This window comes from Klebsiella sp. A-Nf5 (assembly GCF_002810545.1).
In the GTDB taxonomy this organism is placed as follows: Bacteria; Pseudomonadota; Gammaproteobacteria; order Enterobacterales; family Enterobacteriaceae; genus Klebsiella; species Klebsiella variicola.
This window is the reverse complement of sequence record NZ_PIOG01000106.1, coordinates 35,421-57,083: the sequence shown is the minus strand read 5'-3', so window position 1 is coordinate 57,083 and position 21,663 is coordinate 35,421. Positions and strand designations below refer to the sequence as shown.

Genomic DNA, 21,663 nt, shown 5'->3' with positions numbered 1-21,663 from the left:
GCGCTTCATGCCAGCCTTAATGAGGTGAACGAATGAGTATGCAGGCAGTTATTTTTGACATGGATGGCGTGATTATTGATTCCGAGGCGCTGTGGCGACAGGCGCAGATTGACGCTCTCGCGCAGTGGGGGGCAACGGCGAGCGTGGATGAGTGTGAAACCCTGACCAAAGGCAAACGCCTCGACGAAATCGCCGGCACCTGGTGCCGCTATTTTCAGCTTGAGCTCGCCCCGCAGCGGCTTGAAGCCGCGATATTGCAGCGCATCACCTGCCTGATTGCCGCGAAAGGCGAACCGATGCACGGCGTACATGAGGCGTTACGTTATTTCCGCGAGGCGGGCTATCAGATTGCGCTCGCCACGTCCTCATCCCATCAGGTTATTGCTGCTGTGCTGAACAAACTCTCGCTCTGGCACTTTTTCGACGTGGTCTCCAGCGCGGACGATGAATCACGAGGCAAACCGCACCCGGCGGTGTACCTGACGACCCTGCGCAAGCTCAATCTCAACGCCAGCCAGTGTCTGGTGATTGAGGATAGCTTTACCGGCTTTTGCGCGGCTCAGGCGGCGGGTATTCCCACGGCGGTGGTTGCCGAAGATAGCCGGCAGGGTCGCTATCAGGCCGCGGTGGGCCGCTATCAAACCTTACCTGAACTGCTGGAAGCGCTTAACGCGGAGCCAGCGGCGGTCGCATAACTTACGCTTTCGTGAGCGCAGAAAATCCCGGGATGTACACGGTCGGTCACTCTCTTTTCTGCGCTCACGCCCTTTTTTCTCCATGCCGATCCGCCTCACATTTCGCTCATCTTTTGTGAAAACAGTCACGTCTTGTTGTGCCAATGCCCAAATTTATGGCCTTGCTTAGCGGTGTTTGTCCGAGGCACTGCTACGTAATTGTGCTTAGATTATATATTGAAACGTATTTTCAATAATGTGAAACCGCTTTGCCGATTTACTTCTGTCGATCGGATTTGGCCGTGATAAGGATTGAGCATGAAAATTGAATCTGTAAATGTCACCGTTTTCCAGTATCCCACTCGTCGGGTTTCCGACAGCGCCGGGCACTCCCATCCGGGGGCTGAAAGCATGGCCAAAATGGCGATGCTGACCATCACCGCTGATGATGGGGCGCAGGGTTTTTCGTTTGCGCCTCCGGAAGTCGTGCGCCCGTTCGTGGTGAATACTTTTTTTCGCAAAGTGCTGGTGGGACAGGACCCGTTTAACCGCGAGCGTATCTGGCAGGATCTTAACCACTGGCAGCGCGGCAGCGCACATCAGCTAACGGAGCGCGCGCTGTCGTTTGTTGAACAAGCGCTGTGGGACCTGATTGGCCGCAGCCTCAGGATGCCGGTCTACAAGCTGCTTGGCGGCTATCGCGACACCGTCCCGGCTTACGGTAGCACCATGTGCGGCGACGATCTACCGGGCGGCCTGTCGACCCCGGAAGAGTATGCCGCCTTTGCCGAAAAGCTGGTCGCCCGCGGCTACAAGGCCATCAAACTGCACACCTGGATGCCGCCAATCTCTTTTGCGCCCAATCCCAAAATGGATATTAAAGCCTGCGCGGCGGTGCGCGAAGCGGTAGGGCCGGATATTGACCTGATGATTGATGGCTATCACTGGTACAGCCGCGCCGAGGCGCTGTGGATAGGCAAAGCGCTGGAAAAACTCAATTTCGCCTGGTTTGAAGAGCCGATGGAGGAGGATTCGATGTCCTCCTACGCGTGGCTGGCGGAAAACTTGTCGATTCCCATCGTCGGGCCGGAGAGCTTCGGCGGCAAGCACCACATGCGCGCCGAATGGGTGAAAGCCGGAGCCTGCGACATTCTGCGCGCCGGCGCTAACGGCGTGGGCGGTATTGCCCCGACCATGAAGGTCGCGGCGCTGGCGGAATCTTTCGGCATGGATTGCGAAGTCCACGGCAACGGCGCGGCAAGCCTGGCGGTGGTCGGCGCGATTCGTAACTGCCGTTGGTATGAGCGTGGCCTGCTGCATCCGTTCCTCGACTACGATGAACCAGCGGCTTATCTCAACAGCATTGTCGATCCGATGGATGATCAGGGATTTGTGCATTTGTCACAACGTCCAGGCCTCGGTGAAGACATTAATTTTGCGTATATCGAAGCCAATACCGTTAGCCACGACTGATTCAAAAAAATAAATGCCCGGTGGCGCTGCGCTTATCGGGTCTGCGGCCCGGTAGGCCGGATGAGGCGAAAATGCCGCCATCCGGCAACATGTACCCTACAGTACAGGCAAACAGAGATATGAAAAAAACCTCCCTACTGGCAGCGTGTTTATTCACGCTCGCCGTGTCGATGGGAAGCGGGGCGGCGGTGGCGAAAACGCCGCCCGATCAGCTTATTATCGGCATGAATATGAATAACCTGCTCACCCTTGACCCGGCAGCGATGACCGGTAACGAAGTGGTGGGGATCGTGGTCAACCTCTACGACTCGCTGGTGGAGCTGGACCCTGAGCAGCTCACCACCGTCAGGCCCGCGCTGGCGAAATCCTGGGATATCGGCCCCGACGGTAAAACCCTGACCTTCCATCTGCGCGATAACGTGAAGTTTCACTCTGGTAACCCGCTGACCGCCGCCGATGTGGTGTGGTCGATGCGGCGCATCCTGCATCTCAACCTGGCCCAGGCCTCGGTATGGAAATCCTATGGCTTCAGTAAGAAAAATATCGACAGCCAGGTCAGTGCGCCGGACCGCTTCACGGTGCAAATCGTATTACCCAAAGATAACGATCCGCAGCTGGTGATTTACTCGCTGGCGGCGCTGGGTAACCTCGGGGTGCTGGACAGTAAAACGGTGCAAAGCCACCAGCAGGATAACGATTGGGGCAACCGCTGGCTAACCACCCATGAAGCCGGTTCCGGGCCGTTTACGCTGGAAACCTGGCAGGCAAAAGAGGTGCTGCGCATGAAGCGCAATCCTGACTACTGGCGCGGCGAGGCGAAAATGAGCCGCGTGGTGCTGCGCCATTTCCAGGAGTCGCAAACCCTGCGCCTGATGATCGAAAAAGGCGACCTCGATATTGCCAACAACATGGCGGTTTCCGACATTAACGCCCTGCGCAGCGACCCGCAGCTGACCGTCGATGCGGTGCAGCGCGGCACCATGTACTACGTGGCGATGAGCATGAAAGAGGCGCACTTCGCCCAGCCGAAAGTGCGCGAAGCGGTGCGCTATCTGATTGATTACCAGGGTATCAATAAAGCGCTAATGCCGGGCTACGGCGTGCTGCACCAGCGGCCGATTAAGGCGGGCATGCCGTCTACGCTGCCTGACCCTGGCTATAAGCTGGACGTGGCGCGGGCGAAAAAGCTGCTGGCGGAAGCGGGTTATCCCAACGGCTTTGATACCACGCTGCGGGTCCTCTCCGATCAGCCATTTCTTAACATTGCTATCGCCGTGCAGTCGACGCTGATGCAGGCGGGGATTAACGCCAAAATCATCACCGGCACTGGTAACCAGATCTACGGTGCAATGCGCGAGCGTAAATTTGACCTGCTGGTAGGTCGCGGCGGCAGCGGGATGGAGCCGCATCCGCACTCCAGCCTACGCGCGCTTGTCTATAACCCGGATAACAGCGATAAGGCGCGCCTGACCAACTTCCAGGGCTGGCGTACCGGTTTTTACGACCCGCAGCTTAATACGATGATTGACCAGGCCCTGCTGGAACGCGATCCGCAAAAACAGGTGGCTGACTACCAGGCCATCCAGACACGCTACGACCAGCTGGTTCCGGCTTTAATTCCGCTTTCGCAAATGGTTGATTCGGTCGTCGTGCGCAACGAGGTACGGGAGTATCAGCCGCACCCCTCCGCCACCACTTTTCTGCGTGACGTCTATAAAGTCCGCGAAGGAGAGAAAGGATGAGTACCGCAATCCTTGCGCCCGGTTCACGCGGCCGGCGCTTATCAAAACGGCTACTGCAGGTGGTAATTACACTGTTCGGCCTGCTGCTACTGACCTTTACCATTGGCCGCGTCATGCCCATCGACCCGGTGCTGGCGATTGTCGGCCCGGATGCTGACCAGAGTACCTATCAGCAGGTTTACCAGCAGCTGGGGTTTGATAAATCGCTGACCACCCAGTTTGGTATCTATTTTGTCAACCTGTTGCACGGCGATCTGGGCAACGCGCTGCTGACCGGGAAACCGGTGGTGGACGATATTATCCGCGTCTTCCCGGCCACCATGGAGCTGGCAACGATGGCGATTATTGTCGGCGCGGGTCTTGGTATTCCGCTGGGCGTGTTGGCGGCGGCGCGGCGCAACAGCGTCTCCGATTATGTGGTACGCATTATCAGCCTGGCGGGCTACTCGACGCCGATCTTCTGGGTCGGAATGATGGGACTGCTGGTGTTCTATGCCTGGCTTGGCTGGGTAGGCGGCGCCGGGAGGGTAGATCTCGGGCTGGATGGTGTGGTGCCGCGCCGCACCGGCCTGATGACCGTTGATGCGCTGCTGGCAGGCAACGGCCAGGTGTTCTGGAACGCCATTAATCATCTGATTCTTCCCGCCTCGCTGCTGGGTTTTCACTCGCTGGCTTATATCAGCCGTATGACCCGCAGCTTTATGCTGGCCCAGCTGTCGCAGGAGTTCATTATTACCGCGCGGGTGAAAGGGCTGACCGAGCGTCAGGTTATCTGGAACCATGCGTTTCGTAACATCCTCGTGCAGCTGCTGACGGTAGTGGCGCTGGCCTACGGCGCGCTGCTGGAAGGCGCGGTGCTGATTGAAACCGTCTTCTCATGGCCGGGTTTCGGCTCCTACCTTACCGGTAGCCTGCTGCTGGGCGATATGAATGCGGTGATGGGCTGCGTGCTGCTGGTGGGCGTGATCTTCGTGATGCTCAACCTGCTCTCCGACATGCTGTATCAATTCTTTGACCCGAGGACAAAATCATGACCGTTTCTCTGGATTCGCCGCTTTCGGGCGGTGCGGGCGAAGGCCGCCAGCGGCTGCAACGCGCGGCGGCGCGGGCCGTCGGGTTTATCGGCAAAATGGCGCGCAATCCGCTCACGGCCATCGGCGGAGGAATTATCTTTCTGCTGCTGGTGGTGGCGATTTTCGCGCCGCTGATTGCGCCTTATAACCCGCTGGTACAGGACCTGAACAGTGCGCTGGTCGCGCCGAATGCACAGCACTGGTTCGGCACCGATGAGTTTGGCCGGGATATCTTTAGTCGCCTGGTGTACGGCTCCCGCATCACGCTCTATATCGTGCTGCTGGTCTCGGTGACTGTCGGTCCGCTCGGGCTGCTGCTGGGCGTCAGTGCCGGCTATTTCGGCGGTAAAGTCGATATGGTGCTGATGCGCGTCACCGATATTTTCATCTCCTTCCCGAGTCTGGTCCTGGCGCTGGCGTTTGTCGCCGCTTTAGGACCGGGGCTGGAGCACGTGGTTATCGCCATCACGCTGACCGCCTGGCCGCCGATTGCCCGTCTGGCGCGCGCCGAAACGCTCTCTCTGCGCCAGGCCGATTTTATCTCCGCCGTGCGTCTGCAAGGCGCTTCATCGGCCCGCGTCCTCTGGAGCCATATCGTGCCGCTGTGTCTGCCCTCGGTCATTATCCGTATCACCATGAATATGGCCGGGATCATTCTGACCGCGGCCGGCCTCGGCTTTCTCGGCCTCGGCGCGCAGCCGCCAGAGCCGGAGTGGGGAGCGATGATCTCCAGCGGGCGCACTTATATGATGGAGTGCTGGTGGGTCGTAACCATTCCGGGGCTGGCGATTCTGATCAATAGCTTAGCGTTCAACTTCTTAGGAGATGGCCTACGTGACATCCTCGATCCCCGCAGTGAATAATGCACCGCTGCTCGACGTACGCGATCTGTGCGTCGACTTTGTTAACGGTAGCGCGGTGACCCACGCCGTGCGCGGCGTCTCCTTCCAACTGGGGCATGAGAAGCTGGCCATTGTCGGCGAGTCCGGTTCGGGTAAGTCCACCGTTGGGCGCGCGCTGCTGCAGCTGCATCCGAAAAAGGCCCGCGTCAGCGCCAGCCGGATGCAGTTTGCCGACCTCGATCTGCATCATCTTAGCGAAGCGCAGATGCGCGGCGTACGCGGCAAACGTATCTCTATGATTATGCAGGACCCGAAATATTCGCTTAATCCGGTGGTCTGCGTGGGTAAGCAAATCGCCGAGGCCTGGCTTACTCATCATCCCGGGCGCAAAGATGAGGCGAAAGCCAGGGCGCTGGAGATGCTGGAGGTGGTGCGTATTCGCCAGCCGGAGCGCGTTTATCAGCTTTATCCGCATGAAATATCCGGCGGACAGGGGCAGCGCATCATGATCGCCATGATGCTGATTACCGACCCGGAACTGATCATTGCCGATGAGCCCACCTCCGCGCTGGACGTGTCGGTGCGCCTGCAGGTGCTGGGCCTGCTGGACGACCTGGTTCAGTCGCGAGGGCTGGGGCTGATTTTTATCAGCCACGATATCAACCTGGTGCGTAGCTTCTGCGACCGCGTACTGGTGATGTATGCCGGACGGGTAGTGGAGTCCATTGCCGCTAAAGATCTCGATAACGCCCGTCACCCCTACACTCAGGGATTGATTAACTCGCTGCCGGATATGCAGCATCGTCGCCCGATACTGCCGGTGCTGCAGCGTCAGGCCAGCTGGTTAACGGATTAAGGAGCGGATAATGATTGAAGTTCAACATCTCAACCTCGCGTTTGGCGAGGGGGAGAAGCGTAACCAGGTGTTGTATGACGTCAGTTTCCACGTTAAGCCTGGCGAGATCTACGGTCTGGTAGGAGAGTCCGGTTCCGGTAAAACGACGGTGCTCAAGTGCCTGGCGGGGCTGTTTACCCACTGGCAGGGGGAACTGACCATCGATGCTCAGCCCTTAGGGCATGAAATTAGCCGCGAGCGCTGCCGTCAGGTGCAGATGGTATTTCAGGACCCCTACGGATCGCTGCATCCCCGTCACACCATTGGCGATATTCTCGAAGAGCCGCTGCAGATCCATCGTATCAACGACCGCGACCGGCGAATCAATGCGCTGCTGGACAAAGTTGGCCTCAACCGCGCCTTTCGCGAGCGCTATCCGCATCAGCTCTCCGGCGGGCAGCGGCAGCGCGTGGCGATAGCCAGAGCGCTGATTCTTGAGCCTCAGGTGCTGCTGCTGGATGAGCCGACGTCGGCGCTGGATGTGTCGGTGCAGGCTGAGATCCTTAACCTGCTGGCAGAATTGCAGCGGGAGGCTAAGCTCACTTACCTGATGGTCACCCACGATCTCGGGGTTATTGCCCACTTATGCCAGAAAGTGGCGGTGATGCAGTACGGGAAGATCCTCGAAACCCTGACGGTCGATGCGCTGGTCAGCGGCGAGGCGCGGACGGCCTATACGCAGATGCTGGTTAACGCCAGTCGGCAATATACGCGCGAAATGGCGCGCGAGGTGGCGGAGTACTAAGCTTGATGGCGCATTGTCTCACGGCAGATGCGCCCATTTTAATGGATAACTATTTGATATTATAGGTTTTTGTAGTTGTGGGTATCGTCTATTAATGTAAGTGCGGTGTTTGGATCGATATCCTGCCCAGGTTTTTCCTGCAGCCGCAGGTGCCGTTTTACCTTAACATTCAGAGGCTCAATCAACGAACCCGGCTGCTGTATACCAGCCGGGCGCCGTCTTTGCTTTGCGAAGCCTGATCAACGTAGCAGCGGGCAGTCGGGCGGCAGCCGGCAGCGCAGAGCCGCCGGTAACAGCTCCATGCGGAAGGTTTTGCCGCTGAGCGGCTCGCCGTCGAGGTTAAACGTCATCTCATGGGGGGCGGTGATCTCAAACCATGAGGAGACACCGTCAACAATATTCGGCGAGTTTTCCGGATTCGCCAGGGTGCTGAACAGGGCAGGGATCAGCTCTTCGCCGGTGAAAATGCGCAGATGCAGCAGACCATCGTTAATCAACGCCTCCGGGCACAACTGCTGGCCGCCGCCGGCCTGGCGGCCGTTGCCGATGCCAATGACCAGCGCATCGCCCTGCCAGTGAAAGTTCTCCCCGCGGATCTCGCAGCGGTCCGGCTTCAGAGTATCCATACGCATCAGACCATGGATTAAATAAGAGACACCGCCGAGCGCGGCTTTGAGTTTTTCCGGCGTTTCGGTGGTGATTCGGGTGCCGAACCCGCCGGTCGCCATATTAATAAAGCCGGTTTTATCATTCACCCGGGCGATATCTATCGGCACATCGCGGCCGACGATCGCCAGCTTGAGGGCGCTGGCCAGATCCTGCGGAATACCGACGCTGGTGGCAAAGTCGTTGGCCGTGCCCAGCGGTAAAATCCCCAGCGCCATCTTGCTGCCGCGCTCCACCAGCGCGGTCGCCACTTCATTAATGGTGCCGTCGCCGCCGCCGGCGATCACCGTTTCAACGTTCAGCTGCAGGGCCTCATCGATAAACCGCACGGCATCGCCCTTTTCCCAGGTGACGCGGACGTGAATATCGATCCCTTCGTTGCGTAACAGGTTAACCGCCTCACGTAACTGCGGTTCATTGGCACCTTTGCCGTTAAGGATCAGTAAGCTGGCAGGAAACGTAGACATCATCAAGGGAACCTTTATTGCGCAATGTTGCATAAAGTGTACCGCATGACGAAAGCGAAGACCGGAGGAGAGGCAAAAAAATAAGCCCGCGTAAGGGAGATTACGCAGGCTAAGGAGGTGGTTCCTGGTACAACTAGCATTTATGGGTTATGTTTTTCAGCGAAATGGATGATACCTGTTTCGATCGAAACGGTATGTGATCCGATTCTAATATCCTTACTTCGTGAAAAAATAACGCAAATTAACTAGTTACCGTGCGGATTTCTGGTTGTCTGACCAGTAAAGTTGCGCATCAGCAGCGCATACTGCAGGGGCAGGTCGTCCGGCACAGGCAACCATACGGTATAACCATCGCCCGGGGCCACCGGCATGGCTTCACCTTTGCCATTTTCCATATGCTCGAGGGTGAAGTTGACGTTACCCTGCGGGGTCATCAGCTCGAGGCTGTCGCCGACGCTGAACTTATTTTTGACCGCCACGGCCGCCAGCGGGCCGTTACGCTCCCCGGTGAATTCGCCGACAAACTGCTGGCGCTCGGAGAGGGAGTAGCCGTACTCATAGTTCTGGTAATCGTCATGGGTATGGCGGCGCAGGAAGCCTTCGGTATACCCGCGGTGGGCCAGTCCTTCCAGGGTCTCCAGCAGGCTGGTATCAAACGGTTTGCCGGCGGCGGCATCGTCGATCGCCTTGCGGTAAACCTGAGCGGTGCGCGCGCAATAGTAGAAGGATTTGGTGCGGCCCTCGATCTTCAGCGAGTGAACGCCCATCTGGGTCAGACGCTCAACGTGGGCGATAGCCCGCAGATCTTTCGAGTTCATGATGTAGGTGCCGTGTTCGTCCTCAAAGGCGGTCATGTACTCGCCTGGACGTTTAGCTTCCTCAATCATAAAGACTTTATCGGTCGGCGCGCCAATGCCGAGGGTGGGCTCCACGGTCTGCACCGGGATCGGCTCATATTTGTGGACGATGTTGCCGACGTCGTCCTCTTTGCCTTCCGCCACGTTGTATTCCCAGCGGCAGGCGTTGGTGCAGGTCCCCTGGTTCGGGTCGCGCTTGTTGATATACCCGGAGAGCAGGCAGCGGCCGGAGTAAGCCATGCACAGCGCGCCGTGGACGAAAATCTCAATCTCCATCTCCGGCACCTGGCGGCGAATCTCTTCGATTTCATCCAGCGACAGTTCACGCGACAGGATCACCCGGGTCAGCCCCATCTGCTGCCAGAATTTGACCGTCGCCCAGTTGACAGCGTTGGCCTGCACTGAAAGATGGATCGGCATCTCCGGGAAGTGTTCCCGCACCAGCATGATTAAACCCGGATCGGACATGATCAGCGCGTCCGGCCCCATCTCCACCACCGGCTTCAGATCGCGAATAAACGTTTTCAGCTTGGCGTTATGCGGGGCGATGTTGACCACCACATAGAATTTTTTACCCAGCGCGTGGGCTTCATTGATGCCGAGCTGCAGATTTTCGTGATTGAATTCGTTGTTACGCACGCGCAGCGAGTAGCGCGGCTGGCCGGCATAAACGGCATCGGCGCCATAGGCGAAAGCGTAACGCATATTCTTCAGCGTTCCCGCCGGGGAGAGGAGTTCTGGTTTAAACATGGTGTTCTCGTTCTGATGACAGGTCAGATTCGCCGCACCTGGTGCGGCGAGTTGGGGAGTGTCCCCACATTAAGGGCGGGCATTGTAGCGCCGCGGCGAAGGGGAGTAAATATCAGATGGGTATCTTTCAGCATGGCTAATTTGTCTGCCATTTTGAACCTGGGCAGTGCTCACACTGACAGCACTAATAACGCATGGTGGGATAGGCTCTATGGAATTCCCCGGGTTGCAGACGGCGGTGAACGTGTAGCCCGGCTAAGCGCAGCGCGAGCCGGGAAAAGGCTAACTACGCCAGCCGGCAGGCGTCGGCCTCCCAGCGATAGCCAACGCCGTAAACGGCGCGAATAAACGACTGCTCGGCGTCCAGCGCCTCCAGCTTGCGCCGCAGGTTTTTGATGTGGCTGTCGATGGTGCGGTCGGTCACTACCCGATAATCGTCATACAGATGGTTGAGCAACTGTTCGCGGGAGAAGACCTTGCCCGGCTCCTGGGAGAGGGTTTTCAGCAGCCGGAACTCGGCGGGAGTGAGGTCCAGCAGCTTGTCGCGCCAGGAGGCCTGAAAACGGCTTTCGTCGACAATCAGCGGGCTCTGGGCGTCCAGCGCCTGCAGATCGCGCTGCGGCTTGCAGCGGCGGAGAATGGTTTTCACCCGGGCGACCACTTCCCGCGGGCTGTAGGGCTTGCAGATATAGTCGTCGGCGCCAATCTCCAGCCCCAGCAGTCGGTCGATCTCTTCGATTTTCGCCGTCACCATCACCACCGGAACGTCGGAGAAGCGGCGAATTTCCCGGCACAGCGTCAGACCGTCGGTACCGGGCAGCATCAGGTCCAGCAGGATCAGGTGCGGCGGCGTCTGCCGAACGTAGGGCAGGACCTTGTCGCCGTGGTTAATCAGCGTAGGCGCATAGCCGGCGGCTTGCAGATAATCAATCAGCAGCTGGCCGAGCTTCGGTTCATCTTCCACGATAAGAATGCGTGGGGTGTTTTCATCTACAGGCAATTCAGTCATACGTCTCTCGGTAAATCATGTTCCAGAGGTAACTCAACTTTAATGCTAACCCCGCCAAAAGGCGAATGGTCGGCACGCAGGGTGCCGCCGTGGGCCGCGACAATATTGAGGCAAATCGCCAGCCCGAGGCCGGAGCCGCCGCTGGCGCGGTTGCGCGATCCTTCCGCCCGGTAAAAGCGCTCGCACAGGCGGGCCAGCTGCTCATCGCTGACCCCGGGGGCGCTGTCGGCAAAGTCGATCACCAGCATCCGGCCGCTGCGGCTGGCGGTGATCAGCAGGCTGCCGCCGCTGTCGGTATAGCGCAGGCTGTTCTCCAGCAGATTGTTGAAGAGCTGCATCAGGCGGTCGCGGTCGCCGAAGATCATCGCCTGCTCCGGGAACGACACCTGAATACTCAGCTGCCGGCTGGCGAAGCGCTCGCGAAAAGCGCCCGCGGCCACCTCCAGCAGGGTGATGATATCCAGCGACGTTTTCTGGTAGGCCAGCGCCCCCTCATCGGACATCGACAGCTGATGGAGGTCGTCCACCAGCTTGGTGAGGGTAGCCACCTCGGCCTGCAGGGAGGGGATGGACTCGGGGGTGAAGCGCCGGACCCCGTCCTGAATCGCTTCCAGCTCGCCGCGCAGCACTGCCAGCGGGGTGCGCAGTTCATGGGAGATATCGGCCATCAGGTCGCGACGCATCTGCTGGTTGCGCTCCAGGGTGCTGGCGAGCTGGTTGAAATCCTGCGCCAGGCGGCCGAGCTCGTCGCCGCCGGTCACCGTCACGCGGGTGGAAAAGTCGCCCGCCGCCAGCTTATGGGTGCCTTCCACCAGCCGCTTCACCGGCGCCAGCAGGCCGCGGGCCAGCGGAAAGGTGGCCAGCGCGGCAAGCAGGGTGGCAAGGGCGACAATCAGCCAGCTGGTGCGCTTTTGCTGCCGGTCGAAGTTAATATCGGTATTGCGCGTCAGCCGCTCTACCGGCGAGGCGATCACTTTGCCTACCTCCACGCCGTTGACCATAATGCTGCGCTGGGTGCCGTCCTCCGGTACGCGCTCACGGGGCCCCACCAGCACGCGGCCCGACTGATCAACCACCCAGAACATGGTGCGCCAGCCGTGGGGCGGCATTTCCGGCCTCGGCGGCGGGGTGTCGCTGGGGCCGTCGGGCGGCCCATCCGGCGGTGGCCCATCTGGCCCCTGACCCTCCATCGGACCCGGCTTCATGCCGTGTCCCGGCGGCGAGCGGTCGTCGTTGTCCCGTTCGAAGGTGCGCAGCAGCTGGAAGATAAAGCGGTCGTTGTTGCGCAGAAACGCCCAGCTGCCGTGCTGGGCATACTGCTCACTCAGCGCGTCGCCGAGCATGGTTAACCGCTGCTCATTACCGCGCTTGATGTAGTCGATAAACCCACGTTCGAAACTGATACGTACCGCCCAGTGCATGCTGATCAGCAGCACGATGCAGGTGGCGAAAATAGCGAGGAACAGCTTACCGGTAATGCCCGGGCGCCAAAATTTCACGATCCACTCCTGTTGCGTCGACGGATGACGGTATTACTGCCGACGTCATCCGGTACCCGGGAAAAAATGAGCGCCGGGAGGGCGATGATCGTCGCCATGCTCAGATAGGTATAGAGAAAGACCTGATGGGTGCTGGCGGCGTCGAGGCTCATATGCTGCTGGCCATACAGCCCCAGCAGCAGCCCGGCGATGGTTACGCCGATACTCATCGACAGCTGCATCACCATCGACAGCAGACTGTTGCCGCTGCTGGCCAAATCGTCCGGGAGATCTTTCAGCGTCAGGGTATTCATCGAGGAGAATCGACTGGAGTTGATCATCCCCTGCAGAAACAGGACCAGCGGCAACGCGTAATACCAGCCGGCCAGGGCGCTAAACATAAACAGCAGACTGACGGCGGCCAGGCCCAGGGTGCTGACGACCAGTACGCGGCGGTAGCCAAAGCGGTTGACCACCTGGACCACGATCCGCTTCATGCCCATGCTGCCGAGCACCATCGGGATCATCATCAGCCCGGCGTGGAAGGGGGTAAAGCCGAGGCCGATCTGCAGAAACACCGGAGTCATAAACGGCAGCATGCCGCTGCCGATGCGTCCGGCGAAGCTGCCGCCGAGGCCGAGGGAGAAGGTGCGGTTACGAAACAGGTCGAGGCTGAACAGCGCCCGGGCGTTACCGCGGGCGTGCCACAGGTACAGCAGCAGGGCGGCGAGGCCGATGGCCACCAGCCCCGCCAGCCAGCGTGACGATATACCGAGTCCTTTCTGACCGTCGAGCGCCAGGGTCAGGGTCGCCATCCCGGCGGCCAGCAGCAGAAAGCCGGAGAGATCGAAGCGCCGGGTCTGCAGGGTGTAGTTGGGCATCAGGCAGAGGGTGGCGATGGCGCCGACGATCCCCACCGGGATATTGATGAGGAAGATCCAGTGCCATGAGGCGTACTCCACCAGCACCCCGCCCAGCGCCGGGCCGAGCAGCGGGCCGACCTGGCCTGGCAGCGTCACGAAGGTCATCGCCGCCATGTACTGATCGCGCGGGACGATCTTCATCACCGTCAGGCGACCAACCGGCACCATCATCGCGCCGCCGACCCCCTGCAGCACCCGCGCCATCACCAGCTGGTCAAGAGTGCTGGCCTGGGCGCAAAACAGCGATCCGGCGGTAAACAGCACGATGGCGGTGAAGAAGATATTGCGCACCCCAACCCGATCGGCCAGCCAGCCGCTGGCCGGCAGCATGACCGCCACCGTCAGGACATAGGAGACGATGATCATATGCATATGCAGCGGGCTCTCCCCGAGGCTTTTGGCCATCGAGGGGAGGGCGGTGTTAACGATGGTGGTGTCCAGCGACTGCATAAAGAAGCCGAACGCCACTATCCATAGCTGCCAGCGCACGCTGGCCGGGAGGTCTGTCATGTTATTCGCTTACCGGTTGAGAGGAGTGACGCGAAAAACGCAGCCGCAAACGGTCAAAGAAAAGATAGACCACCGGCGTGGTGTAGAGCGTTAACAGCTGGCTCATCACCAGACCGCCGACGATGGTGATCCCCAGCGGCTGGCGCAGCTCAGAGCCATCGCCCCCGGAGAGTACCAGCGGCAGGGCGCCGAACAGCGCCGCCAGAGTGGTCATCATAATCGGCCGGAAACGCAGCAGGCAGGCCTGGAAAATCGCCTCTTCCGGCGCCAGATTGCCGTTACGCTGCGCCTCAAGGGCAAAATCAACCATCATGATGGCGTTTTTCTTCACGATGCCAATTAATAACATGATCCCGATAAGGGCGATTAGGCTGAACGGGGCATCGAATATCTCCAGCGCCAGCAGGGCGCCCACTCCGGCGGAGGGCAGCGTCGAGAGGATGGTCAACGGATGCACATAGCTCTCGTAGAGCATCCCCAGCACGATATAGACTGTGGCGATAGCCGCGAGGATCAGGATCACCTGCGCGTTCATGGTCTGCTGGAATACCTGGGCGGTACCGGCAAAGGAGCCGCGCACGCTCGACGGCACGCCGAGCTGGGTCATCGTGCGGTTAATGGCGTCGCTGGCTTCCGACAGCGAGCGGCCGGTGGGCAGGTTAAAGGAGATAGTGGACGCCGCCGACAGCCCTTGATGGTTCACCGACAGCGGGGCGTTGGCCGGCTGCCATTTGGCGAAATAGGCCAGCGGGATCGGCTTGCCCTCGCTGTTGATAACAAACATCTTGTCGAGGGCGCTGACGTCCTGGGTGTAGACCGGATCCACCTCCATCACCACCTTGTACTGGTTGAGCGGCTGGTAGATGGTGGAGATCTGCCGCTGGCCGAAGGCGTTGTTCAGCAGGTTGTTGGCGTCCTGGACGCTGATACCGAGGCGCGACATCGTATCCCGATCATAGACCAGGTCCATTTCGGCGCCATTGTCCTGCTGATCCGAGTTGACGTCCGCCAGCTCAGGCAGCGCCGCCAGCGCTTTGCGGATCTTCGGCTCCCACTCGCGCAACGCCGACAGGTCGTCGGACAGCAGAGTGTACTGATAGCTGGCGTTCGACTGCCGGCCGCCGACGCGAATATCTTGCACCGCCATCAGGAACAGGTTGGCCCCGGGCTCGTTGGCCAGCTTTTTGCGCAGACGGTCGATCACCTGCTGCGCTGTCTCGTGGCGCTGGTCGCGTGGCTTGAGGGTGATAAACATCATCCCGCTGTTGACCCGCGAGCCGCCGGTAAAGCCGGTGACGTTATCCACCGCCGGATCTTCGCGAATGATCTTCATAAAGTCCTGCAGCTTGCCGCGCATCGCCTGGAAGGAGATGCTCTGGTCGGCCTGAATGCCGCCCATCAGCACCCCGGTGTCCTGCTCCGGGAAGAAGGTTTTCGGGATCGAAATGTAGAGCCAGACGCTGAGGGCGATGGTGCCCAGCACCACCAGCCCGGTCAGCCGGCTATGCTTCAGCACCCATTTTAACGATTTACCATATCCGCCCTGCACGGCCACCAGCAGGCGGCCAAAGCCGCGGTTGCGCGTCGGCTGGTGGGGCTTACCGCTTTTCAGCAGCCAGCCGCACATCATCGGCGTCAGGGTGAGGGAGACCGCAAGCGAGATGCCGATCGCCACCGACAGGGTGACGGCGAACTCGCGCAGCAAACGGCCGGGCAGGCCGCCCATCAGCAGCAGCGGCAGAAACACCGCCACCAGCGACAGGCTCATCGACAGCACGGTAAAGCCGACCTCGCGGCTCCCCTGCAGCGCCGCCTGCAGGGGTTTCATCCCCGCTTCCAGATGGCGGGAGATATTCTCCAGCACCACGATAGCGTCATCCACCACGAAGCCGGTGGCGATGGTCAGGGCCATCAGCGACAGGTTATTGAGGCTGAAGCCGCACAAATACATCGCGGCGAAGGTACCGATTAAGGAAACCGGGACGGCGACGGCCGGGATCAGCGTGGCGCGCCCCGAGCGCAGGAACAGGAACACCACGAGGATCACCAGCGCCACCGATATCACCAGCGTCTGCTCCACCTCCTCCAGCGAGGCGCGGATGGTCGGCGAGCGGTCCTGGGCGATCTGCAGGTCGATAGCCGCCGGAATGGTCTGCTGCAGCTCCGGCAGGCGGGCGCGGATGCTGTCCACTGTCTGGATAATATTGGCTTCCGGCAGTTTGCGGATCATCAGCAGGATCGCCGGTTTGGCGTTGGTCATCCCGGCGTTGCGTACGTCCTGCACCGAATCCGAGACGCTGGCGACATCCCCCAGCCGCACCGCGGCGCCATTCTGGTAGTGGACGATCAGCGGCTGATAGTCGGCGGCGGTCTTCAGCTCATCGTTGGTCTGCACCTGCCAGCGGTGCGCGCTGTCCTCCAGCGCCCCCTGCGGTTTGCGCACGTTGGCGTCGCTGATGGCGGTGCGCACCGCGTCCAGCGACACGCCCTGGTTGAACAGCGCCTGCGGGTTGAGGTCGACGCGCACCGCCGGCAGGGAGCTGCCGCCGACGTCGACATCACCCACGCCGTCGATCTGCGCGATGGTCTGCGCCAGCTGGGTGGAGGCGAAATCATACAGCTCACCCTGGGAGTAGGTGTCCGAAGTCAGCGTCAGGATCATGATTGGCGCATCGGACGGGTTGGCTTTGCGGTAGGTCGGCCGGCTGGGCATCCCGCTCGGCAGCAGGCTTTGCGCGGCGTTGATCGCCGCCTGAACGTCGCGCGCCGCGCCGTTGATATCGCGGTCGAAGTTAAACTCAAGAATGATGCGCGTACTGCCCAGCGAACTGGAGGAGGTCATCTCATTGACCCCGGCAATCCGTCCCAGGGAGCGTTCCAGCGGGGTGGCCACCGATGAGGCCATGGTCTCCGGGGAGGCTCCCGGCAGCGAGGCGCTAACCATGATCACCGGGAAGTCCACCTGCGGCAGCGGGGCTACCGGCAGCAGCCGGAAGCCGAGAATGCCGCACAGGGTGATGGCCAGCGAGATGAGGATCGTCGCCACCGGGCGGTAAATGAAGAGGGCGAAAAACTTCACTTACGCCTCCTCTTCCTGACGCGGGAAGCGGCGCTTCAGGTGCAGCGACAGGCGGTCGAACAACAGATAGATCACCGGGGTGGTGAACAGGGTCAGCACCTGGCTGAGCATCAGACCGCCGACCATGCCGATCCCCAGCGGACGCCGCAGCTCCGCGCCGACGCCGGTGCTCAGCATCAGCGGCAGGGCGCCGAGCAGGGCGGCGAGGGTCGTCATCAGGATCGGCCGAAAACGCAGCAGACAGGCCTGGTAGATCGCTTCCCGCGGCGGCATGCCCTGCTCGCGTTCGGCGGCCAGCGCGAAGTCGATCATCATGATGGCGTTCTTCTTCACGATGCCGATCAGCAGAATGATGCCGATGATGGCGATCACATCCAGCTCGCTGCCCGCCAGCCACAGCGCCAGTAGCGCCCCGACCCCGGCGGTGGGCAGGGTGGAGAGGATCGTGATCGGATGGATGAAGCTCTCATACAGCACCCCCAGCACGATATACATCGCCACCACTGCGGCGACCACCAGCCAGACGGTGCTGCCGAGCGCCGACTGGAAGGCCAGCGAGCTGCCCTGGAACTGGGTGCGGATATCGGTCGGGAAATCCAGCGACTGTTCGGCGGCGAGGATCGCGTCCACCGCTTCGCCCAGCGAATAGTTGTCCGGGACGTTAAACGAGATGGTGGTCACCGGGAACTGATCGAGGTGGTTCACCGACAGCGGGGTAAAGCGCTGCTCCACCGTGGCGATGGCGGTCAGCGGCACGATGCCGCCGTCGCTGCTGGTCAGGCGGATATTATCCAGTGCCGCCAGGCCCGGCGTCGCCTCGGTATCCTGCTCGAGCACCACGCGATACTGATTCGCCTGGGTGTAAATGGTGGAGATCAGCCGCTGGCCGAAGGCGTTGTACAACGCGTTATCGACATCGGCCATTGAGATGCCGAGACGGCTGGCGCTGTCGCGATCCACCTTGATATAGGCGGCCAGGCCTTTGTCCTGCCAGTCGCTGCTGACGTCGGCCAGCTGCGGCTGGGCCTGCAGGCGGCTGAGCAGCGGCGGCACCCAGGTGCTCAGCGCCTCCAGGGAGTTCGCCTGCAGGGTGAACTGGTACTGGGTGCGGCTCACCGTGGTGTCGATGGTCAGATCCTGGGTCGGCTGCAGGTAGAGCGCCACGCCCGGGACGCCGTCCACCGCCTGCTGCAGGCGGCTTATCACCGTCTGGACGCGGTCATCGCGTTCATCCAGCGGCTTGAGGTTGATCTGCAGACGGGCGCTGTTTAGCGCCGGGTTGGTGCCGTCGACGCCGACGAACGAGGTCAGGCTCTCCACGGCCGGATCCTTAAGGATAATGCTGGCCACCTGCTGCTGGCGCTCGGCCATGCTGGCAAAAGAGACCGACTGCGGCGCCTGTAAGGTGCCCTGAATAATGCCGTTATCCTGGATCGGGAAGAAGCCTTTCGGGATAAAGACCCACAGGATAATCGACAGCGCCAGGGTGCTCAGCGCGACGCCGAGCGTCAGCCACGGATGGTTCAGCACCCGGCTCAGTCCGCGGCCATAGACGGCGATCACCCGTTCGAAGAAGCGCTCGCTGGCCCGGGAGAAACGGTTCTGCTTGCGCAGCGATTCGTGGCTTAACATGCGGGCGCACATCATCGGTGTCAGGGTCAGGGAGACCACCGCCGAGATAAGAATCGCGACGGCAAGGGTGACGGCGAATTCGCGGAACAGACGGCCGACGATATCGCCCATAAACAGCAGCGGGATCAGCACCGCGATCAGCGAGAAGGTGAGGGAGATAATGGTGAAGCCAATTTCCCCGGCACCTTTCAGCGCGGCGGCCAGCGGCTTCTCGCCTTTTTCGATATAGCGCGAGATGTTTTCGATCACCACGATGGCGTCATCCACCACAAAGCCGGTGGCGATGGTCAGGGCCATCAGCGTCAGGTTATTGATCGAGAAGTCGAGGAACACCATCACCGCGAAGGTGCCCACCAGCGACAGCGGCACCGCGACGCCGGGAATAATGGTCGCCGGGACGTTGCGCAGGAACAGGTAGATGATCATCACCACCAGGGCGATGGCCAGCATCAGCTCAAACTGGGTGTCGCGCACCGAGGCGCGAATGTTGGTGGTCCGGTCGGAGAGGACCTGCACCTTCACCGATTTCGGCAGGCTCTCGGTGAGCTGCGGCAGCATCTGGCGAATGCTGTCGGCGGTGTCGATGATGTTGGCCCCCGGCTGACGCTGGACGTTCATCACGATGGCCCGCTGCTGGTTGGCCCACGCCCCGAGCCAGCTGTTCTCGGCGCCTTGTTCGACGCTGGCGACATCGCCGAGACGGATCGGCGCCCCGTTCTGATAAGCGATAATCAGCCGGCGATAATCCTCAGCGGACTGCATCTGATCGTTAGCGGAAAGCGTCACCGCGCGGGCCGGGCCGTCGAGGCTGCCTTTCGCCGAGTTAACGTTGGCGCTGGTGATAGCGGTACGCACGGTTTCGCTGGTCAGGCCGAGGGCGGCGATGGCCTGGGCGTTAAGCTTCACCCGCACCGCCGGGCGCTGACCGCCGGCGAGGGTCACCAGACCGACGCCGGAAACCTGGGAGATCTTCTGCGCCACCCGCGTCTCCACCATGTCCTCTACCTGGGTCATCGGGATCGCGGAGGAGGTGACGGCGAGGGTCATGATCGGCGGATCCGCCGGGTTCACCTTGCTGTACACCGGCGGGTTGGGCAGATCGCTCGGCAGCAGGTTGGTGGCGGCGTTAATGGCCGCCTGCACTTCCTGCTCGGCGACGTCCAGCGGCAGGGTCAGCTGGAACTGCAGCGTGACTACCGAGGCGCCGCCAGAGCTTTGCGACGACATCTGCTTAAGGCCGGACATCTGGCCGAACTGGCGCTCCAGCGGGGCGGTGATAGCGGAGGTCACCACATCCGGGCTGGCGCCCGGATAGAGGGTAACCACCTGAATGGTCGGGTAATCGACTTCCGGCAGAGCGGAGACCGGCAGGAAGCGGTAGCCGATGATCCCGGCTAACAGGATCGCCACCATCAGCAAAGTGGTGGCGACCGGACGCATAATAAACAGCCGGGACGGGCCGCCGGTGCGGCCTGGGGGTAACACCTGCATCAGGAACGCGCTCCGTGTTTACCGCTCTGGCGCGGAGCGGGCTGCGCCTGCTCGCTGCCGCTGGCGGTGACAACTTCCACCTTCGCCCCCTCGGTCAGACGGTCAATCCCGTCGGTGACTACGCGATCCCCGTCGGAAAGCCCGGCGCTGATGACCACTTTCTGGCTGTCCTGGATGCCGGGCGTCACGCTGTGTTTGCTGACCTTGTTCTCGTCGTTCAGCACCCACACAAAATGCCCTTCGTTGCCCATCTGCAGGGCGGCGGCGGGGATCACCACCGCGTTCTCTTCGGTATCCACCAGCAGGCGGGCGTTAACGAACTGGTTGGGGAACAGCGCGTCATCCAGATTGCTGAAGCGCGCCTTCAGCTTAATGGTCCCGGTGGTGGCATCGATCTGGTTGTCGAGACTCAGCAGCTCGCCGACGCTGATTTTCTGCTTATTGGTGCGATCCCAGGCTTCGACGCTGAGCGCTTTGCCCGCTTTCTGCGCCTGCACCACCGTGGCGATGCTGTTTTCCGGCAGGGTGAAGACCACATCGATCGGGTGCGTCTGGGTGAGAACCACAATCCCGGTGGTATCTCCGCTGGAGATCTGGTTGCCAATATCCACCTGCTTTAAGCCGACGCGGCCATCAATCGGCGCGGTGATGCGGGTCCAGTCGAGCTGCAGCTGGGCGCTGGCGACGGCGGCTTCATCGGCCTTTACGGTGCCAGCGGATTCCACCACCAGCGACTGCTGGGTGTCGAGCTCCTGGCGGGAGACGAGGTTGGTTTTCACCAGCTGCTGGTAACGGGCGAGATCGCGGCGGGCGTTCGCCAGGGTGGCGTTATCTTTCGCCAGCTGACCCTGCGCCTGGGCGAGGGCGACTTTAAACTGGCTGGGGTCGATCTGCGCCAGCAGGTCGCCGGCTTTGACCTGCTGTCCCTCCTGGAAGTGAAGGCTCAGCAGCTGGCCGTCGACCCGGCTGCGCACGGTCACGGTATTGGCCGCCGTCACGGTACCCAGCCCGGTGAGATAGCGTGGCACCGCTTGTTCGGTCGCGGTCGCCGCCTGCACCGGCGCCAGCGCGCCGCCGAAACGGCCATGGCGCGCGCCGCCCGGCCCCTGCGGGCCTTGTCCCGCTGCGGGAGCGCTGCTGCCGCTCGTGCCACGATCGTGCCAGAACCAGTAGGCGGCTCCGGCGATAATCACTACCGCCAGCGCGGCGCCCCAACGACGTATGTTACTGCCTTTCATTAGTTTACGGTCTCATCCTGAAGCGTTTCGCTGAATGATACTAGTTTAGTGAGGGAAGGGGCCGTAAAAATGGAGGAATTATGAAAAGAAGGTTGAGAAATGTCTGGATAACCGCCGCG

At 60.9% G+C, this 21,663-nt stretch carries 15 protein-coding genes; 7 read left to right on the top strand and 8 right to left on the bottom strand.

Translation table 11 applies throughout. The features are described from left to right. Window positions 1-32: 32 nt before the first annotated feature. From CWM53_RS10910 to CWM53_RS10880, 7 genes are all read left to right on the top strand, one after another. The gene (locus CWM53_RS10910) at window positions 33-695 is read left to right on the top strand and encodes an HAD family hydrolase (protein WP_100729457.1); all 663 of its coding nucleotides are present in this window, start codon (window positions 33-35) and stop codon (window positions 693-695) included. A gap of 297 nt (window positions 696-992) precedes the next feature. Then, on the top strand, window positions 993-2,147 hold the full coding sequence (locus CWM53_RS10905) for a mandelate racemase family protein (protein WP_074388072.1): 1,155 nt from the start codon (window positions 993-995) through the stop codon (window positions 2,145-2,147). Between the two features lie 119 nt (window positions 2,148-2,266). Continuing rightward, window positions 2,267-3,889, top strand: coding sequence for an ABC transporter substrate-binding protein (locus CWM53_RS10900; protein ID WP_100729456.1), 1,623 nt, complete (start codon window positions 2,267-2,269; stop codon window positions 3,887-3,889). After that, window positions 3,886-4,923 (top strand): ABC transporter permease, encoded by a 1,038-nt coding sequence (locus CWM53_RS10895; protein WP_004149062.1) that lies wholly within the window; start codon window positions 3,886-3,888, stop codon window positions 4,921-4,923. The genes CWM53_RS10900 and CWM53_RS10895 overlap by 4 nt, the downstream gene beginning before the upstream one ends. Next, window positions 4,920-5,825, top strand: a complete 906-nt coding sequence (locus CWM53_RS10890) for an ABC transporter permease (RefSeq protein WP_100729455.1) — start codon at window positions 4,920-4,922, stop codon at window positions 5,823-5,825. The genes CWM53_RS10895 and CWM53_RS10890 overlap by 4 nt, the downstream gene beginning before the upstream one ends. Then, the gene (locus CWM53_RS10885) at window positions 5,797-6,660 is read left to right on the top strand and encodes an ABC transporter ATP-binding protein (RefSeq protein WP_100698113.1); all 864 of its coding nucleotides are present in this window, start codon (window positions 5,797-5,799) and stop codon (window positions 6,658-6,660) included. The genes CWM53_RS10890 and CWM53_RS10885 overlap by 29 nt, the downstream gene beginning before the upstream one ends. A gap of 10 nt (window positions 6,661-6,670) precedes the next feature. Then, window positions 6,671-7,444: an ABC transporter ATP-binding protein gene (locus tag CWM53_RS10880; RefSeq protein ID WP_044649923.1), complete on the top strand. Its 774-nt coding sequence runs from the start codon at window positions 6,671-6,673 to the stop codon at window positions 7,442-7,444. Window positions 7,445-7,683: 239 nt separating this feature from the next. On the opposite strand, the gene yegS is transcribed toward CWM53_RS10880, so the two are convergent. The 8 genes from yegS to CWM53_RS10840 form a co-directional block, all read right to left on the bottom strand. Next, window positions 7,684-8,580 (bottom strand): lipid kinase YegS, encoded by an 897-nt coding sequence (gene yegS / locus CWM53_RS10875; protein WP_165784240.1) that lies wholly within the window; start codon window positions 8,578-8,580, stop codon window positions 7,684-7,686. A 242-nt stretch (window positions 8,581-8,822) separates the two neighbouring features. After that, on the bottom strand, window positions 8,823-10,184 hold the full coding sequence (gene yegQ, locus CWM53_RS10870) for a tRNA 5-hydroxyuridine modification protein YegQ (RefSeq protein WP_008804076.1): 1,362 nt from the start codon (window positions 10,182-10,184) through the stop codon (window positions 8,823-8,825). Between the two features lie 286 nt (window positions 10,185-10,470). After that, window positions 10,471-11,193: a two-component system response regulator BaeR gene (baeR, locus tag CWM53_RS10865; protein ID WP_074388074.1), complete on the bottom strand. Its 723-nt coding sequence runs from the start codon at window positions 11,191-11,193 to the stop codon at window positions 10,471-10,473. After that, window positions 11,190-12,692, bottom strand: a complete 1,503-nt coding sequence (baeS, locus tag CWM53_RS10860) for a two-component system sensor histidine kinase BaeS (RefSeq protein ID WP_061153901.1) — start codon at window positions 12,690-12,692, stop codon at window positions 11,190-11,192. Before baeS ends, baeR begins: the two co-directional genes overlap by 4 nt. Continuing rightward, complete coding sequence (locus tag CWM53_RS10855) at window positions 12,689-14,104, bottom strand: MFS transporter (protein ID WP_074388075.1); 1,416 nt, start codon at window positions 14,102-14,104, stop codon at window positions 12,689-12,691. The genes baeS and CWM53_RS10855 overlap by 4 nt, the downstream gene beginning before the upstream one ends. Before the next feature lies 1 nt (window position 14,105). Further along, window positions 14,106-17,183 carry a multidrug efflux RND transporter permease subunit MdtC gene (gene mdtC, locus CWM53_RS10850; RefSeq protein ID WP_074388076.1) on the bottom strand — a complete coding sequence of 1,026 codons (3,078 nt, stop codon included), beginning with the start codon at window positions 17,181-17,183 and terminating at the stop codon, window positions 14,106-14,108. Further along, window positions 17,184-20,306 carry an MdtB/MuxB family multidrug efflux RND transporter permease subunit gene (locus CWM53_RS10845; RefSeq protein WP_100729454.1) on the bottom strand — a complete coding sequence of 1,041 codons (3,123 nt, stop codon included), beginning with the start codon at window positions 20,304-20,306 and terminating at the stop codon, window positions 17,184-17,186. Further along, a complete protein-coding gene (locus CWM53_RS10840; RefSeq protein WP_100729453.1) occupies window positions 20,306-21,544 on the bottom strand; it encodes an MdtA/MuxA family multidrug efflux RND transporter periplasmic adaptor subunit in 1,239 nt (412 codons plus the stop codon). Before CWM53_RS10840 ends, CWM53_RS10845 begins: the two co-directional genes overlap by 1 nt. Window positions 21,545-21,663 lie beyond the last annotated feature (119 nt).

Coding starts and splice junctions, on each gene's coding strand:
- CWM53_RS10910 (WP_100729457.1), top strand. CDS start 33: ATGAGTATGCAGGCAGTTATTTTTGACATGGATGGCGTGATTATTGAT.
- CWM53_RS10905 (WP_074388072.1), top strand. CDS start 993: ATGAAAATTGAATCTGTAAATGTCACCGTTTTCCAGTATCCCACTCGT.
- CWM53_RS10900 (WP_100729456.1), top strand. CDS start 2,267: ATGAAAAAAACCTCCCTACTGGCAGCGTGTTTATTCACGCTCGCCGTG.
- CWM53_RS10895 (WP_004149062.1), top strand. CDS start 3,886: ATGAGTACCGCAATCCTTGCGCCCGGTTCACGCGGCCGGCGCTTATCA.
- CWM53_RS10890 (WP_100729455.1), top strand. CDS start 4,920: ATGACCGTTTCTCTGGATTCGCCGCTTTCGGGCGGTGCGGGCGAAGGC.
- CWM53_RS10880 (WP_044649923.1), top strand. CDS start 6,671: ATGATTGAAGTTCAACATCTCAACCTCGCGTTTGGCGAGGGGGAGAAG.
- yegS (WP_165784240.1), bottom strand. CDS start 8,580: ATGATGTCTACGTTTCCTGCCAGCTTACTGATCCTTAACGGCAAAGGT.
- yegQ (WP_008804076.1), bottom strand. CDS start 10,184: ATGTTTAAACCAGAACTCCTCTCCCCGGCGGGAACGCTGAAGAATATG.
- baeR (WP_074388074.1), bottom strand. CDS start 11,193: ATGACTGAATTGCCTGTAGATGAAAACACCCCACGCATTCTTATCGTG.
- CWM53_RS10855 (WP_074388075.1), bottom strand. CDS start 14,104: ATGACAGACCTCCCGGCCAGCGTGCGCTGGCAGCTATGGATAGTGGCG.
- CWM53_RS10845 (WP_100729454.1), bottom strand. CDS start 20,306: ATGCAGGTGTTACCCCCAGGCCGCACCGGCGGCCCGTCCCGGCTGTTT.
- CWM53_RS10840 (WP_100729453.1), bottom strand. CDS start 21,544: ATGAAAGGCAGTAACATACGTCGTTGGGGCGCCGCGCTGGCGGTAGTG.